At 58.9% G+C, this 15373-nt stretch carries 13 protein-coding genes and 1 tRNA gene; 6 read left to right on the forward strand and 8 right to left on the reverse strand.

Going from position 1 to position 15373, the window contains the following annotated elements; translation table 11 throughout:
* Positions 1 to 118: 118 nt before the first annotated feature.
* The 4 genes from hemC to GH656_RS05150 are packed head-to-tail and all read left to right on the forward strand — an operon-like array spanning position 119 to position 4697.
* Positions 119 to 1153, forward strand: a complete 1035-nt coding sequence (gene hemC / locus GH656_RS05135) for a hydroxymethylbilane synthase (protein WP_153076565.1) — start codon at positions 119 to 121, stop codon at positions 1151 to 1153.
* A complete protein-coding gene (gene hemDX / locus GH656_RS05140; protein ID WP_153074888.1) occupies positions 1150 to 3210 on the forward strand; it encodes a fused uroporphyrinogen-III synthase HemD/membrane protein HemX in 2061 nt (686 codons plus the stop codon). The genes hemC and hemDX overlap by 4 nt, the downstream gene beginning before the upstream one ends.
* 2 nt (positions 3211 to 3212) lie before the next feature.
* Positions 3213 to 4406: a heme biosynthesis protein HemY gene (locus GH656_RS05145; RefSeq protein ID WP_153074889.1), complete on the forward strand. Its 1194-nt coding sequence runs from the start codon at positions 3213 to 3215 to the stop codon at positions 4404 to 4406.
* Between the two features lie 15 nt (positions 4407 to 4421).
* The gene (locus tag GH656_RS05150; protein WP_153074890.1) at positions 4422 to 4697 is read left to right on the forward strand and encodes a hypothetical protein; all 276 of its coding nucleotides are present in this window, start codon (positions 4422 to 4424) and stop codon (positions 4695 to 4697) included.
* A 260-nt stretch (positions 4698 to 4957) separates the two neighbouring features.
* Here GH656_RS05150 and GH656_RS05155 read toward each other — a convergent pair whose 3' ends face one another.
* The 4 genes from GH656_RS05155 to GH656_RS17740 form a co-directional block, all read right to left on the reverse strand.
* Complete coding sequence (locus tag GH656_RS05155) at positions 4958 to 6415, reverse strand: hypothetical protein (RefSeq protein WP_153074891.1); 1458 nt, start codon at positions 6413 to 6415, stop codon at positions 4958 to 4960.
* 1177 nt (positions 6416 to 7592) lie between these two features.
* Positions 7593 to 7669: transfer RNA gene (locus GH656_RS05160), tRNA-Pro, on the reverse strand.
* A gap of 133 nt (positions 7670 to 7802) precedes the next feature.
* A complete protein-coding gene (locus GH656_RS05165; protein WP_153074892.1) occupies positions 7803 to 9614 on the reverse strand; it encodes a tetratricopeptide repeat protein in 1812 nt (603 codons plus the stop codon).
* A gap of 256 nt (positions 9615 to 9870) precedes the next feature.
* Positions 9871 to 10044, reverse strand: coding sequence for a hypothetical protein (locus GH656_RS17740; protein WP_174769698.1), 174 nt, complete (start codon positions 10042 to 10044; stop codon positions 9871 to 9873).
* A 145-nt stretch (positions 10045 to 10189) separates the two neighbouring features.
* On the opposite strand from GH656_RS17740, the gene GH656_RS17745 reads away from it, so the two are divergent.
* Complete coding sequence (locus tag GH656_RS17745; protein WP_174769699.1) at positions 10190 to 10333, forward strand: hypothetical protein; 144 nt, start codon at positions 10190 to 10192, stop codon at positions 10331 to 10333.
* A 51-nt stretch (positions 10334 to 10384) separates the two neighbouring features.
* On the opposite strand, the gene GH656_RS05170 is transcribed toward GH656_RS17745, so the two are convergent.
* The gene (locus GH656_RS05170) at positions 10385 to 11764 is read right to left on the reverse strand and encodes an MATE family efflux transporter (RefSeq protein ID WP_153074893.1); all 1380 of its coding nucleotides are present in this window, start codon (positions 11762 to 11764) and stop codon (positions 10385 to 10387) included.
* 27 nt (positions 11765 to 11791) lie between these two features.
* Complete coding sequence (locus tag GH656_RS05175; RefSeq protein ID WP_153074894.1) at positions 11792 to 12100, reverse strand: DUF2288 domain-containing protein; 309 nt, start codon at positions 12098 to 12100, stop codon at positions 11792 to 11794.
* A gap of 134 nt (positions 12101 to 12234) precedes the next feature.
* On the opposite strand from GH656_RS05175, the gene GH656_RS05180 reads away from it, so the two are divergent.
* Positions 12235 to 12945, forward strand: coding sequence for a pentapeptide repeat-containing protein (locus GH656_RS05180; RefSeq protein WP_153074895.1), 711 nt, complete (start codon positions 12235 to 12237; stop codon positions 12943 to 12945).
* Between the two features lie 5 nt (positions 12946 to 12950).
* Here the strand turns inward: GH656_RS05180 and GH656_RS05185 are convergent, their stop codons facing one another.
* The gene (locus GH656_RS05185; RefSeq protein ID WP_153074896.1) at positions 12951 to 13685 is read right to left on the reverse strand and encodes a peptidoglycan DD-metalloendopeptidase family protein; all 735 of its coding nucleotides are present in this window, start codon (positions 13683 to 13685) and stop codon (positions 12951 to 12953) included.
* 164 nt (positions 13686 to 13849) lie between these two features.
* A complete protein-coding gene (locus GH656_RS05190; RefSeq protein ID WP_153074897.1) occupies positions 13850 to 14758 on the reverse strand; it encodes an aldose epimerase family protein in 909 nt (302 codons plus the stop codon).
* Between the last annotated feature and the right edge of the window lie 615 nt (positions 14759 to 15373).

Here is a 15373-nt window from a genome sequence, read left to right on the forward strand (position 1 = left end):
AATACCCGTCAGCGGCAGCTCCGGCATCGCGCTGACGGGGTTGTCTGGCAAGCCAGGAGCGGCGCGAGCGCGTGCTAACATTGCCGACCCTTCACCCGTCAAAATCGAGCTTCCCGCCATGAATGTCGAGCCGCTACTGGCACCCCCCAAGACGCTGGTGATTGCCTCAAGAGAGAGCCGCCTGGCACTCTGGCAGGCCGAACACGTGAAGTGTGCACTGCACAAATTATATCCATCCTGTGATATCCAGATTCTTGGCATGACAACGCGTGGCGATCAGATTCTTGATCGCACGCTTTCGAAGGTCGGCGGCAAGGGGCTCTTCGTCAAAGAGCTAGAAAACGCGCTGGCCGATGGCCGGGCTGATCTGGCGGTGCATTCACTGAAGGATGTGCCGATGGAGTTGCCGCCTGGTTTTGCGCTCCCCACCATCTTGCTGCGCGAAGATCCGCGCGATGCCTTTGTTTCGCCGTTATGGCCTGACCTGGCCGCGTTGCCTGCGGGCAGCGTCGTGGGCACCTCCAGCTTGCGCCGTGAAGCCATGCTGCGGGCGCGCTACCCCCATCTCGTCGTACAACCGTTGCGCGGCAATCTGGATACGCGTCTGGCCAAGCTGGACCGGGGCGACTACGCGGGCATCATCCTCGCGGCGGCAGGCCTGAAACGGCTCGGGCTGGCTGGGCGAATTCGCACCCTGCTTGAGCCGCACGATAGTTTGCCCGCGGCCGCTCAAGGCGCGCTAGGGATCGAAATTCATGCGGCGCGGACGGATCTCGCGGCGTGGTTTCAGCCGCTGCATCACGCGCCGAGCGCGCTGGCGGTGCTGGCGGAACGCGCGGTGTCGCGGGCGTTGGGCGGCAGTTGCGAAGTGCCGCTGGCCGCGTATGCGCAGTGGCAAGGCGAGAGCCTGCAACTGCGTGGCAGTGTGGCGTTGCCGGATGGTCAGCGGGTGCTGTCCGCCGCCGCTTCTGCGGTGGTGAAAGAGGCGGCGCAGGCCGACCAGCTAGGCCGTGAGGTCGCCGCTGACTTGGCCCGCCAGGGCGCATTCGAAATCGTGCGCGCGCTGGGGGTGACGGTGCCGTCAGCGCTGGATGCCACGCTGGATTCGACGTCCTCTACGCCCTCGACACCTGGCTCAGCGGGTGGCGCATGAGCGCCACGGCCCGCAATAGCGGGCCTGTGGCGCAGGGCGATGGGCCAGCGCGGCGTTTCACGGCGGTGCTGACCCGGCCGGCCGGCCGCTCAGCCGCGCTTGCCGCGCAACTGCAGGCGGCCGGTGTCGCCACGCTGGAATTTCCCTTGATCGACGTTGCCCCAGCCGATGACAGCGCGCCTTTGCGCGCCGCACTGGCGGCACTGGAGCGTTACGCGCTAGTGGTGTTCGTCTCACCGAATGCGATTGATTACGCGCTGGCGCAGCACGATGCGATCTGGCCAGCCGCGTTGCCGCTGGCCGTGGTTGGCCCGGGGAGCGTAGCGGCGCTGGCGCAGCATGGCATCACCGCACCCGCCTGGCGCGTGGTGAGCCCGCCGCTGGAAGGGCAGGATGACGAAGCACGGTTCGACTCCGAGGCGCTGTTTGCCGCGCTTGAGGCCGAGTTCGGTGCTGATGCGTTTGCGGGCCAGCGCGTGCTGATCGTGCGCGGTGATGGCGGACGCGAATGGCTGGCCGAACGGCTCAGCGCAGCAGGTGCCCAAGTCGAGATCGTCGCGGCCTACCGGCGCCTGGTGCCGGAGCCCTCAATTGACGCCTGGGAGCAAGTTCACACGCTGCTGGCAGGCGCACCGCACGCCTGGGTGCTGACGAGCTCCGAAGGCGTGCGCAACCTGCATGAACTCGCGCAGACCCACTTAAGCACCGGCGAGCGCGCGGCCTTGCAGCGCGCGCATTTCGTCACACCTCATCCGCGCATTGCCGATACCGCGCGTGGATTGGGTTTTGATAGCATTACGCAGTCTGGCGCGGGCGATGAACGTATTGCTCGCGCGCTGCTTTCTCTAGCGACTTCCGTTGTTCAACCGGTAACGTCCAACCCGGCATACGCACGCATGACTGACTCGACCACTTCCCCAAACGCTTCACCCCAACCGGCTTCTCCGGTTGCCGCCACAGCGGCCAGCCCCTCCAGCCCTGCCAGTAACGCCAGCCCCCCACGCTCTCCCAGCCCGCCACCATCTGCCACTGAACCACGCCCGCGCCGTCAAGGCTCGCTGCTGCTATGGCTGGCGCTCATCGTGGTGACTTGCGCTGCGACAGCAGGCGGTATCGCGCTGAACCGCAAAGTGATTCGCCTCGATCAGCAACTGACCCAGCGCCAGCAAAGCAACGACGCGCAAACCACCGAGCTGCGCATCAAGACTGATCAGGCGCTGGCGAGCGTGCATCAGGTTGATACGCAGATGGCGCAAATCGGCGGACGGCTGGCGGATGCGCAAAGCGCGCAGCAAGCGTTGCAGCAGCAATATGCTGATCTCGCGCACAACCGCGATGACTGGATGCTGGCCGAGGTCGGGCAGATTCTTTCCAGCGCGAGCGAGCAGCTGCAACTCACCGGCAACGTGCAACTCGCGCTGTTCGCGCTGCAAAGCGCGGACACCCGCCTGGCAGCCTCGGACGGCGCGCAGGTGCTGGCCGTGCGCCGCGCCATCGCGCAAGACATCGAAAAGCTCAAGGCCGCACCTAGTACGGATCTGTCGGGCCTGGCGATCAAGCTCGACAACGCCGTGGCGCTGGTTGACACATTGCCGCTGAGCGGTGAAGCACCGGTTGGCCACGCCACGCCGCATGCCGCGACGCCCGCCGACACCGCCAGGGTCGCGGCCGCGACCGGTCTGCCGCGCTGGAAAGTGTGGTGGCAAGAGTTTTACACCGGCGTGGGGCAGCAACTGAAGAGCCTCGTGCAAGTGCGCCGCATCGACCATGCAGATGCGATGCTAGTGGCCCCCGATCAAGGTTATTTCGTGCGTGAAAACCTCAAGCTGCGCCTGCTGTCCGCCCGGCTCGAACTGCTGGCGCGTAATTCCGTGACGCTCAAATCCGATCTTCAGGCCGCCGATGCCGCCCTGGCGCGTTATTTCGATAGCGCGGCCAAGCCGACCCAAACGGTGCGCGACCTCGTACAGCAAGTGCAGGCGGGTTCCGCAGCGGTTGACGTGCCGAACCTCGACAGCAGCTTGCAAGCGCTGCATCAATACCGCAGCCGGGGTTAATCATGACAATCCGCGGACTTATCTGGCTGGCGCTTCTGTTTGCCGTCGCGGTTGCGCTGGCGACGCTTGGACGCTTCGATATGGGGCAGGTGCTGCTGATCTACCCACCGTACCGGGTTGATCTTTCGATGAACCTGTTCGTGGTGGGGCTGGTCGTGCTGTTCATCGTGCTCTACATGCTGCTGCGGATCGTGCGCAACATCTGGGGCATGCCACGGCGGGTAGCGGCCTACCGCGCGCGCGCGCGCGTGGCCAAAGCGCATGCAGCGTTGCGCGAGGCGATCAACAACCTGTATGCGGGGCGCTTTTCCCGCGCTGAAAAATCCGCCCGCGAGGCGCTGGCCGATGCGGGCAATAAAGGCGCGGCTGGCCTGATCGCCGCGAATGCCACGCAGCAAATGCACGAGTACGGCCGCCGTGACGAATGGCTCGCCGGGATTGATGCAGCCGACTGGCAGGAAGCACGTTTGATGGCGATGGCCGACATGCGTGCGGATGCGCATGATGCAGATGGCGCGCTGGCGGCACTGGGCGAGATTCAGTCGGGGCAAGGCGGCAAACGGATTCACGCGCAGCAGATCGCGCTGCGCGCACAGCAGCAACTCAAGCATTGGGCCGAGGTGCTGAAGCTGGTGCGCTTGCTGGAAAAGCGCGAAGCGATCCATCCGGCCGTGGCTGTGCGCCTGCGTCAACTGGCGGCGGAAAATCTGCTGCGTGAGCGCCGCCACAACGCGCAAGCGCTGCTTGAGCTATGGCATTCGCTGTCCGCGGTTGAAAGGCATTCACCGCGTCTGGCCGATCTGGCAGCGGAGCTACTGATCGCGCTGAACCGGCCGCAGGAGGCCCGCAAGATTGTCGAAGAGGCATTGGCGCATAACTGGGACGCACGCTTGCTGCGACGCTATCCAGAGACAGCGGGCGGCGACGCGTTGCCGCTGATCCAGAAAGCGGAAGGGTGGAAGAAGACGCATCCCGACGACGCTGATTTGCTGTTTGCGCTAGGGCGGTTGTGCCTGCACCAGCAGCTATGGGGCAAGTCGCAGTCGTTTCTGGAAGCGGCGCTCAAGCTGGCTGATAACGAGCCGCTGAAAATCCGCTCACACCGTGCGCTGGCAAAACTGCATGAACAACTGGGCGATGCCGCGAAAGCGAGCGAGCATTACCGCGAAAGCGCGCTGGCGATGAACGTGGTGTAGCCGCAGGCGGTGATCGTGCTGCTGGCGCTGACAAGCCGCTCTGGGGAAACCCGGGGCGGTTTTTTTTCGGGCGGATTGAGGCGATCGTTTAGGGCGGATGGGGGTTTATCCGGTGACTTCACCATGCAAATGACGGCTGGTTCCACGAACTCGTATCAAGGCTTGAAAGAGCCGATTGCCGTATTGCCAGTCATCAATAAAGTAAAAATCCGCCGTAGTGTTTTTCTCGCGCGACGCTGGGAAATAGCTGGGTTTTGTCTTTGCATAAAAACATATTCCATATTTAATTAATCTAAAACATGATGTTCTCGGCATCAAACCGTGCTAATGAATGGCGCAGGCAGCAACAATAGCGCGGGCTGTTTTTCCAGCTTGCGTTAGCTGCGCTTAATGGAATGAAATTGCTTCACTATACCCGGGCACAAAAATCAAACTGAAATTTGGTGCCAATGCAAGGCTGACGGGCGATGCCGATCAGGCGGTGATCAGCTACGCGCAATGCTGCGCGTAGCTGAGAGCCATATTTGCCATTTTTGGCAATATCTATCAGGCTATTTTTTAGCTAAATGCAGCTCGAAGCCTGGAGCGATATGTTTTATCGCATACAGGCAGGGCAGCAGAAGCTTCGCTCCGCTCTCTACCAGCGTCACTGGCTGGTAGCGAATCTCCACATTGGCGGCTGGAGGGTTTTCTTTAGCATTGGGGTCGAGGTTAATCTTGGAAATAATGCCGTTGCCGTCAATCACGGCATGGTAGCGAAGTGCCGCATTGGCGGCCGGAGGATTTTCTTTAGCATCGGGGACAGGCCTAATTCTGGACAGAATGCCGTTGCCGTCAATCACGGTATAGGGCTCGGCCACGTTGGATAAATTTTCGGTTCCGGGGCCGGTGACCGGTAACAAACAGGCATATGGGCTGCGATAGGATTTTTCATCCTGTTTTAAAGGAAAACCATTCACGATGCCCATGAAATCATTTTTATTAAATTTTATTTTGGAGAGAACCGAATGATTATTGGGTGATTCTTCAGATTTTTTGTAAAAAAATCTGTCGAGATAAAATTTCTGGCGTTCTTGATTGGTCGTGGCTGGATCAAGCAGGCGAGGTAAATCGCTATTTATAATATCAGCATCAAGTTTGATGTATAGGGGTGAGCCGTCAAACGCTTGCAATGGATATCTGTAATCGCTGAAATTTCCCGCCTCATTTGTTGCGGATAATGAAGGGCCGTTTAAAAACGCCCAGAGGGTATTGATAGTTTCGAAATAAGGCAAATATTTTTGAAAAATCTCGACATTTTCTTTTATTAGCTGGGCGGCTATATTTTTAGCCGTTTCCATGTCCATTTTTGGAAGATTTTGCTCACCGGTCTTTGCAGAGGAAATCTCAGAAATGCCTGATTTTTCGAAAATTAAACGACGTATTTCTTTGATGTTCAGTGAGATTGGGCCGGGGTGGTGGCTAAAAGCTTGGCATATGTTTAATGCATATATTTCAATAAATGAAAATATTTTATTGTAATCGTACGTGACTGGTTGGGGGTTGTTGCTTTCAAGTTTTATATCTAAAAAGCCAATTGTATTGAGAAAGATGAAAGGATTTTTTTTGAATTGTAGTGCAAGATCCTGATTTATTTCTTCGATGTTTTTTTGTTTGATGAAGTTTGAGTGTGGGGGATTTTCATGAAGTGCTTTGATTGAATTAAATGTTTCAATCTCGGTCTTGAATTTATTGATTTTAGCAGAGTTTTCTTTCGCGTTTTTTTCTGGGGTGGCCAAAAGACTTTCAGTCAATTTTTTCCACGAAGGTGGAGTAATAGATGAAGCTGCATCTATTTGTTGTGGTGATTTTCCTTTGATGTAAGTCGATGGTGCCTGGCTGTTATTTGATTTGTTTGTGTCAGGGGTGGAAATGGAGCATGATTTTCCCCCAATGGAAGTTTCATTGGATTGGGGTGTTTTTTTAGGGCTAGCTTTGGGATGACGATTGTTTTGTATTTTTCTTGACATATTGGTGTTGTATCTATTGTGGATTGAGATGAATTTATCCGTGAGGATGGTTTAAGTAAATTTTAATCTGGTGCGGTATCGGGAGATTTACGCTGGCGCAGCAACGTAGCGCGAATTTTCCGGAAAAATAATAAATAAAATTTATTCGGGGCGTAATGGTCGTTTGTTTTTTAAATAAGATTATTATTTTCTTCCTGGCCTTTGCGCATAATGAATTGCGCCGGCTATAGGCCCAGCCATACGCCGGTGCCTGCGCTGCTGATTTCGATATTATTTACAAGCTCTGCATTTGCAATGCCTGGTGCTATCGCACTTGTTGCTCATGCCTGGCGGGACATGACGGTGTTACCAGAGTAATGATGTGTCGTCGTCATTCATGGAGTTTTTCTCAGTCATTACTTGAATTTATTTATAAAACTACCCGCTTATTTTGTCAGTCGCGTCAGATATTTTCTAAGTAACGCCCGCCGATGAAACGTTCCACGCTTGGCTGGCATGGCCCTTGCCTGAACTAGCCAGCGACGGGGCCATCTGCCTCAAATCGGTCTGTAGCCTTGTCTGACGAGGCCCTTCACTTGTTGGCCGATCTCATTCCTGCGATGAGAGCGCCCCAGATTGGGGCGGCTCAGTTTGGTTCACGGCGGCGGTGGCATGATCCGGCCACCGCCGCACACGCTAGTGCGCCAGCTCTAGACATCCGGTGGCTGTGCAAAAGCCGCGTTTGCGGCGCGGTTTGTTTAGGTGTTGCCTGGATAAGGATGGCCCGTCAGGGCGTGCCGGGCGTTCGTAGAGCCGGAATTTCGCGGCGCTGTCTCTTCATCCGCGCACCGAACGATAGATGACTCGTTTGAATAACCTTGATGACGAAGCCCGCGTCGAACGGCTGTGTTGCCTGGTGGTGGGGCCGCTGGCAGGATCGCCTGCATTTAGACGCCAGGTCAGGAAAGGTCGTACTGGAGCTTGATGGGCTGCCTGAATTCGCGGCTTCATCTGGCTTGGGCACGGAGAAGTCTTCTCGTGCATTCCCAATGGCGCGAAATCGGTAACTGAAGATGAGGGGAAACTAGACAAACACACCGAAGCCGATGTGCTTTTTTGGAGAAGGAGTTTCAGATGTGAAAACGGTTTGCGGTGGAGATATCTTCCATCCGCAAACCGTCGAACTACTTGGGAATTTTGGTCGGAGCGATAGGATTCGAACCTACGACCCTCTGATCCCAAATCAGATGCGCTACCAGGCTGCGCTACGCTCCGAAGAGAGACGAATCATAGCTGGTTCTAAACGAAGGCGTCAACTACCGTTTGCAGTTATTTTTTCAGCGAGGCTAGCGGCCGTCATTGACGGCGGTGAAAGGTGTCAGGGGGGGCAGCGGAAATTTTGCGCCGGTTAAGAACCCGTAGGCTCAAGCCATGCTTGCAGCGCGGTCTCGACTTCCTGTAGCACGGTGCTCCAGTCGCCCAGTTCGCGCTGGCGAAAAAGCCGCGCTGATGGATACCACGGGCTATCACTGCGCTCCGTCATCCAGCGCCAGTCGGTGCAGGTCGGCAACATGATCCACACCGGCCGTCCGGATGCGCCCGCCAGGTGCGCGACGGCGCTGTCGATGGTCAGCAGCAGATCAACGCTTTGGAGCAGCGCCAGGGTGTCGTCGAAGGTCTCGATATGTGGCCCGAGTAGCGGCATGTGCGCGCTGGCGGGCAAGTCAGCGAAGGCCTGTTCGGTGGCGTCTTTCTGTACCGCGCACCACGTCACGCCGGGGAGCGCGAGAATCGGTGCCAGCAGGGGCAGGGGGATCGAACGATAACGATCGAGTTCATAGTCGGGGTTACCCGCCCAGACCAGACCAACGCGTTTGGTGCCGGGTGCGGCAGGGGCGATCACCGAGAGTTTTTGCTGCCAGCGCTCGATTTGCTCAACGGGCGCTTTCAGGTAGGGCGGCATCGTTGCCAGCATGGCGAGATCCAGTTGCATGTGCTCGGGCATGCGGGTGATGCGGCACCAGTAATCGTAGGGGCCAGGCGGCCGATACTTCCAGGCGGCGTGGACACCTTCCGCGTAACTGGCTAGTTCAACCAATGGGCTGCTGATCCAGACATCCGCTTGCGCGCCTTGCTGTCGTAACCAGATGGCGGTGCGTAGAAATTGCAACTGGTCGCCCAGGCCTTGCTCACCGACCAGTAAAAAACGGCAGCCTGCAACGGCCTCTCCTTGCCATTCGGGCCATGCCGGACGGGCGAGGTCATGGTTTTCGGACAGACGTTCATGCCAGATGTACTGCTTCCAGCCTTGTGCGAAGTCACCATGACGTAACTGTGTGATAGCCAGGTTGAACTGCGCGGGTGGGTCCGTGGGCAAGAGCCTTGCGGCGGCGGCGCTGCTCAGCCGCGCGGCGTCGAACAGGCCTAGCAGATTCTGTGCGTAACAGGCGTTGTGATGTAGCCAGCCGTTTTCCGGGTCAAGGGCGAGCCCTTGCTGGCTCACGCTGAGTGCTTCGTTGAAGTGCTGCAAATGGTTGAGCCTAAACGCGAGTTGCTGGAGCGCTGGGGCATCCGTAGCAAAACGCTGGCATATGGCGGCGATTAACCCACTAACGGGTTTATTCAGTGCGGTGAGCGCCGATAGCCATGCGAGGCCCGCTGGCAGATGAGATGGCTCGGCTTGCCAGACGGATTCAAAGTAGGGTGCTGCCTGATCTGGCTGCTGGAGCGCGGCATGGACCGTTCCCAGGCCGAAGGCGGCCGGGTACAAGCTGGCATCGAGTTCAAGCGCCTGGCGATAGTGCTGCTGCGCCTGCTCGAGCTGGTCGGTGTACCTGAAGCTGTCGCCGAGAGTCTGATGCAGGATGGCTGTGCTGCCCACCACATCTAGTGCCAGTTGGCCTAGCGCCTGGGTTGCCGCGTGCCGTTCAGCGATGGCTTCAAGCTGAACGCGTTGTTCCCAGATCCGGGTGCGAGCAGGTGCGGCACTGAGCGCGAGGTCCAGATAATGGCGGGCTTGTTCAGGTTGTTGCGCGTCAAGGCTGGCCAGGCCTAGCCGATGCAGCACATCAGGGTGGCCGGGCTGCTGTGCCAGGACGTGTTCGTACAACTGGATGGCTTCGCTGATCTGGCCCGAGGCGTACTGAGCGTCGGCGCATGCGAGCAATGGGGTGGAGTCAGGATGATCGAACGGCGGGTCAGGGAGAAGGGAAAAATCCATTGGGTACATCCTGAAAAAACAGACTGGAACAAGCGCCTGATTTTAAAGGATCGACATGCGGGTCATGCGCCGGGCGTGCTTTAGCCGGACTAGTGGAACTGGCCGGACTAGCCGAACGGGCGGCAAGCTTGGCTTGGTTCTCTGTGGACACAAGAGGGCAGCTACAGCGTTCACTACGAAGCCAGCCAGGACAAGCCTGGCTGGATGCTCCAACGATTGATGCAGCTTGATACAAATAGGGCGGCTGGGCGCGCGCTTAGTGTTTGCGATGTATCCAGTCGGACAGGTGATGCGTGGCGAACCAGTGATGCACCATCCCTTCGCCGTTGTGTTCCCGTTTATAGAGCTTCATTTCGAACACCGAGAGGGCGATGAATGCCAGCACGCCAATGCCAAGGCCAACAAGGCCCGCAATATCGTCACCATTCATAACAACCTCCTTTGAAAATTACGGGTGACTCTCCATAGTAGGTCAGGAATTGCACAACGTTGCCGGAGTGTTGTCTGGTTTAGCGGTATCGCAGGTGCTTTCCGGGTAGACTCGGCATCAGTTTTTCTTCTGGACCAAACATCCCATGACCCGCCTGATTTTGACGACCTTGCTGTTATCCACGCTCGCAGCCTGCCACAGCGGTAGTTTCCGCAGCCACTACCAGGGCATTCCCACTGATCAAAAACCGCCGACGATGAGCACTGAGCCACCTGCCGCGACGCAGTAGCTCGCCATCGGGTCAAACGCTGCGGACAGGCCTGCACAGAGGGCTGGTGTTTTATGCCAGGCGGGAATGACTAAAGCGCATCAATGACGGCAAGCACCACGCCAGCGTGATGCCGCGCGCGGCCATGAAGAGCAGTAGCGCGGCCCATAGTCCGTGGTTGCCGTAAGGCGTGGTGAGCATCCATGACGCGGCAATAAACAACCCAAACGAGAGCGCCATCGCCTGCATCAAGGCGCGGGTCCGGGTCGCGCCGATAAACACGCCATCCAGTAAAAATCCCCAGACCGAAACCATTGGCAAAGCCACTGCCCATGGCAGAAAAGCCTGCGCCGCTGCGCGTACGGCGCTCTGGTCAGTCAATTGCGCGATGAACCATGCGCCGGCACTCCAGTAGATCAACGCAAATCCCGCCGCCCCGAGGGCCGACCACAGCAGCGTGACGCGCAGCGCCTGGCGCAATGCATGGGGCGCACGTGCGCCAATGGCTGCGCCCACTAGCGCTTCTGCAGCATGGGCAAAGCCATCGAGGCCATAGGCCATGAAGGTCTGGAAATTCAGCAAAAGCGCATTCGCGGCGAGTGTGATGTCGCCCTGTTTAGCACCGAGGTGCGCGAACCAGCCAAATGCAGCGAGCAGGCAGAGCGTGCGGATGAAGATGTCGCGGTTCAGCGAGATGAGGCGCTGCAGCGCTTCGCGCTGGAGCAGGGCGGCGCGGCTCAGGGGTGGCAGGCTGCGTGGCCGTAGGTGCCACAGCAGCGCTGCTCCAGCGAGGAAACCGAGGGTATCCGCCGAGGCCGTTGCGGCCCCGATGCCTGCGACACCCCAGCCCAAGCCATACACATACAGCAACACCGCGCCGATATTGCCGAGGTTAATCAGGATTTGCAGCGCCAGCGCCAGACGCACCCGTTGAGTGCCCAGCAGCCAGCCCAGAATGACGTAGTTGGCCAGCGCGAACGGTGCGGCCCAGATGCGCGCGTGGCAATACGCCAGCGCATGCTGCTGCACGGCGGCGCTGCCGCCCAGCAGCGCTAGCGCGGCTTGCAGCAACGGGGCTTGCACGAGCAGCACCGCCGCGCCAAGCAGGAAAGCCAGCAGCAGCGCTCGCCAGAGGGTCAGACGTAGACTGGCAGTGTCGTTGGCACCAAACGCCTGAGCGGCGAGCCCCGTGGTGCCCATGCGCAAAAAGCCAAAACCCCAGAACACAAAATTGAAGAAAAGCCCGCCAAGTGCGACGCCGCCTAAATACGAAGCCTGATCCAGGTGGCCAGCAACCGCAGTATCGACTGCACCGAGGAGTGGCTGGGTCAGATTGGCGAGCACAATCGGAACGGCCAGCGCCAGCACCCGGCGATGGCTGCAATCGGGCGCTGTTGCTGTTGCTGCTTCGGTGGCGGCTGTTGCTGTTGCCACAGTGTCAGCGTGGTTCATTGCAGCCTGGTGCCGGTGGCGGGAGGCTCAACCGCGTTCCTGCACGCAGACCCACGGCGATACCACCACGGCCCACAAATCGGGGTCACGCGCGGCGAAATCAGCGGCGGTCGTGGCCTGAATGCGCTCAACCAGACCGGCTGAAAGCCATTGCGTGACTTGCGTGGTGTGGTCGCTGGCGATGGCTTCGGCGACGCTCACCAGATCAAGATCACGCGCCACATGCAGCAAGATGCCCTTGGCAAAAAAGCGTTCGAGTTCGGGCCAGCCAATTTGCGCGGTTTCTGCGAGCAAAGTGAGGTAGAGCGGGCTATGCACGGAGTCGGAGGATGTCATTGAAAAGGCAGGGGGGGCAGGCGGGCTGGCTACTATAAACCATCGTTACGGAGGCCCCTAATTCAGCAGGGTTCCGGTACGCTTTGCTGCTTTGTCGTTTTGCCGCGTCCTTGAGCGCGGCGCAGGAACCGGACATGTCTTCTGATCACCCACTCTCCCTTGAACACACCCAGCGCGTGGCAAGCGCAACGCTGCCGCGCGCCGAGGTTGAAGCGCTGCTGCGCGCCGCGACCCAGCCGCTGTATTTTGACGATTGCGATTTTGCTGGGGCTGATCTGTCGCGGCTTGATTTGCGTGGCGCGGTGTTCCACCGTTGCGCGCTGATGGAAACCTCGTTTGCTGGCGCGGCGCTGTCGCAGAGCCAGTGGCTGCGCTGCCGTGGCCGCGAAGCGGATTTTGCCGCAGCGGATCTGGTGGATGCCGTGTTTCAGTCGAGCGATCTCAACAACACGAACTGGCGTCACGCACGGCTGGCATCGGTGACTTACACCAGTTGCAAGCTGACCGGCGCGAACTTCGAAGCCTGTGCCGCGCTTGGTCTGTGTTTTGTCGAAACGCTGCTGGTAGGGGCGCATCTGCGTGGTCTGTCGTTTCGCAAGACCACGCTGCAGCAGCTCGATTTTTCAGATGCCGATCTGGCGGGGGCGGATTTTCGTGACGCGATCTTCGAGGGCGGCAGCCTCAAGGATGCCAATCTGAAAGACGCCCGTTTTGCCGGTGCCGATCTGCGTCAAGCAGATTTAAGCGGCGTGCGGCTGGTGGATGCGGGGATGTTTCGCGGCGCAACGATTTCGCACGAACAGGCAGCGGTGCTGGTGACTGAACTGGGGTTGCGGGTGCTGTAACCGGGCTAGCGCGCGGGCAATGCGCGTGAAGGGTCGATCGACTTGCCCAGATAGCGCAGCTCGAAATGGAGCATGACCCGGTCGGCGTCGGTATTGCCCATTTCCGCGATTTTTTGCCCCTGGGTGACGGCCTGGCCTTCTTTGACCAAAAGCGTCCGGTTGTGCGCATAGGCGGTCAAATACTGCGCGTTATGTTTGACGATTAGCAAGTTGCCATAGCCACGCAGCCCATTGCCCGCATACACCACCGTGCCCGACGCGGCCGCATTGACTGGCGTCCCCGCGCTATTGGCAATATCAATGCCCTTCGAATTCTTGCCGTCAAAGTTGCGCACTACAGAACCCGCCGCAGGCCAGACCAACGCGATCGAGGTCGCTGGCGGTGGGGTGTCAACTGGGGCTGGGGTGCTACGTGCCGGGGCGCTGCGTGTCTTGCCCGCGATTTTGGCGCTGCCGGTGTTGCTGGCGCTGCGGGCAGCAGTGCCTGAATTGCTCGCGCTTGCCGTATTGGCGGGCGGTGTTACGCGCAACACCTGGCCGGCTTCGATCGCATCCGGGTTGGAGAGCGCGTTCCAGCGCACGATGCTCTGGACCGATTGCCGCTGCTTGCGGGCAATCTGCGAAAGGGTATCGCCTCGTTCCACCCGGTAGTAGCCTGGGCCGACCTTTGGTGTACCGCAGGCGGCGAGGATGATGGCCAGCGCACAGCAGGCTAGCCGTTTGACATGTGTTCCCAGCATTGAACCTCTCAAGACACCACGGCTGACTGTTTCTCCGGTCTCTGACCGGACAGCGCAGGTAAAGCTGCCGATTCTAAACGGGTTTTTTGCGCGCTAGCTTTAAAAACGCCAGCATGCTGGCCCGTCTTGACTGCAGGGGTGCCTTGACTGGCGTAGTGCTTCGTTTAACGCAAGGTCGTTACCGTGATGCGCAGAGCAGCGGTTTCGGCTTGTCCAGGGTCGAGCCAGCGGAGTCCCTGACCGTTATGAATCGCATCGGGCAAGCCAAGCCATGGTTCGATGCAGTAGTAATCGGCTTCGGTGGTTTCAGCCCAGGTTGTCACGGCGTACCACGGCACCGAGCCCGGACGGTTTAGATCAAGCGACACCACGCGTTGCAGGCCTGGGGCGATCAATTGCACAGGCTGTTCGGGCGTGCCTTCAAGGCAATGGAAGCGATCATGAAGCCGCGTTTCATCGAGCGTATAGCGCGTAGCGCCGGGCTCTGCGGCGCTAATGGAGCCGTCGGCGTTTTGCACGCGGCGCGCACTGGGAGGCATGGCCAGCACCGTCGTGCTGCGCAGCTCATGTGGCAGCGCGAAGTAGAAGTGATGTCCGGCGTAATAGGGCAGGCGGGACGTGCCGGTATTGGTGGTGGTCAGTTCGACGTCTAGCGTGTTGCGTTCGGTTAGCTGATAGCTGGCCTCGAAGCGAAAGCCAAACGGATAAGCGGGATGTGTCGCGGGGCTGTCTTCAAGCGTCAGACGCAGGCTGTGGCGTTCGGGATCGCGCTCCGCAGCGAACGGCGACTGGCGCGCAAAGCCATGCATGGGCAACTCGCGCACGATGCCTGCGGTGTCGCGCCACAGGCCGATCTGGCCATTCACCCGGTGCCGCCCGAGAAACGGGAACAGCAACGGATTGCCGCCGCGAATTTTGCTCGGCTGGCTCCAGTCGGCATCATCTGGCCAGTGAATCACCGGCTGGCCATCGAGCACCCATGACAGCAGCAGGCCGCCAGTGTGTGGCGCGGCGCGCAATACGGAGTGTTCATGGGCGATTTCAAGCGTGGGGGGCGGTGGTAAGAGAGTCATGGATAATGGCGGGTCCTGGCGGCGTTGAGTTATGAGATTGAAGTCACAGGATTAAAGCGCGATGAAGCAAGGACGTGTGGCAAGACGACGGTTGTTTGAGCTGATATGCCTGAGCCGCTATGCCTGAGCTGATATATCAGCGTAGCGGGCGAGACAAGCAGCCGCTGATTCTGCGCTGCTTTGCTACCGGACGAAACCCTCTTTCGGCGCAACGTGCCCGGATGACGTGCTGTACGTGGTGCGTGGTGTGTGGTGCTAACCAGCGAGGCACCTGGCTTAAGGTTTAAGGCCCAAGGCCTGACGAGAACCTCACCTGTATTTCAGGAGGCGCAATGGATCTGGCATTTGCAATGGGGCTTGCGATAGTCGGTATGTTTGTCGGCAGCACGGTTTATTTCTTTTACAAACTGGTGCGCTAAAGCACGGGCACGGGCGAATTCTTTTCGGCCTTTGGTTTTCCGCAAGCGCAACCTGACACCACCCCCGCAGGTTAAAAACGCCTTCAAATAAACTTCAACCGGCTTATGGCGTGCCGGTTAAAGCCTGTTAAAAATCCCTCATTTGTCTTTCATTTATATGACGCCGCGCGGCCTCTCGCGGATTTATCCCGAAATT

The sequence above is a fragment of the Paraburkholderia bonniea genome, assembly GCF_009455625.1.
Lineage (GTDB): Bacteria > Pseudomonadota > Gammaproteobacteria > Burkholderiales > Burkholderiaceae > Paraburkholderia > Paraburkholderia bonniea.

Coding starts and splice junctions, on each gene's coding strand:
- hemC (WP_153076565.1), top strand. CDS start 119: ATGAATGTCGAGCCGCTACTGGCACCCCCCAAGACGCTGGTGATTGCC.
- hemDX (WP_153074888.1), top strand. CDS start 1,150: ATGAGCGCCACGGCCCGCAATAGCGGGCCTGTGGCGCAGGGCGATGGG.
- GH656_RS05145 (WP_153074889.1), top strand. CDS start 3,213: ATGACAATCCGCGGACTTATCTGGCTGGCGCTTCTGTTTGCCGTCGCG.
- GH656_RS05155 (WP_153074891.1), bottom strand. CDS start 6,415: ATGTCAAGAAAAATACAAAACAATCGTCATCCCAAAGCTAGCCCTAAA.
- GH656_RS05165 (WP_153074892.1), bottom strand. CDS start 9,614: ATGGATTTTTCCCTTCTCCCTGACCCGCCGTTCGATCATCCTGACTCC.
- GH656_RS17740 (WP_174769698.1), bottom strand. CDS start 10,044: ATGAATGGTGACGATATTGCGGGCCTTGTTGGCCTTGGCATTGGCGTG.
- GH656_RS17745 (WP_174769699.1), top strand. CDS start 10,190: ATGACCCGCCTGATTTTGACGACCTTGCTGTTATCCACGCTCGCAGCC.
- GH656_RS05170 (WP_153074893.1), bottom strand. CDS start 11,764: ATGAACCACGCTGACACTGTGGCAACAGCAACAGCCGCCACCGAAGCA.
- GH656_RS05175 (WP_153074894.1), bottom strand. CDS start 12,100: ATGACATCCTCCGACTCCGTGCATAGCCCGCTCTACCTCACTTTGCTC.
- GH656_RS05180 (WP_153074895.1), top strand. CDS start 12,235: ATGTCTTCTGATCACCCACTCTCCCTTGAACACACCCAGCGCGTGGCA.
- GH656_RS05185 (WP_153074896.1), bottom strand. CDS start 13,685: ATGCTGGGAACACATGTCAAACGGCTAGCCTGCTGTGCGCTGGCCATC.
- GH656_RS05190 (WP_153074897.1), bottom strand. CDS start 14,758: ATGACTCTCTTACCACCGCCCCCCACGCTTGAAATCGCCCATGAACAC.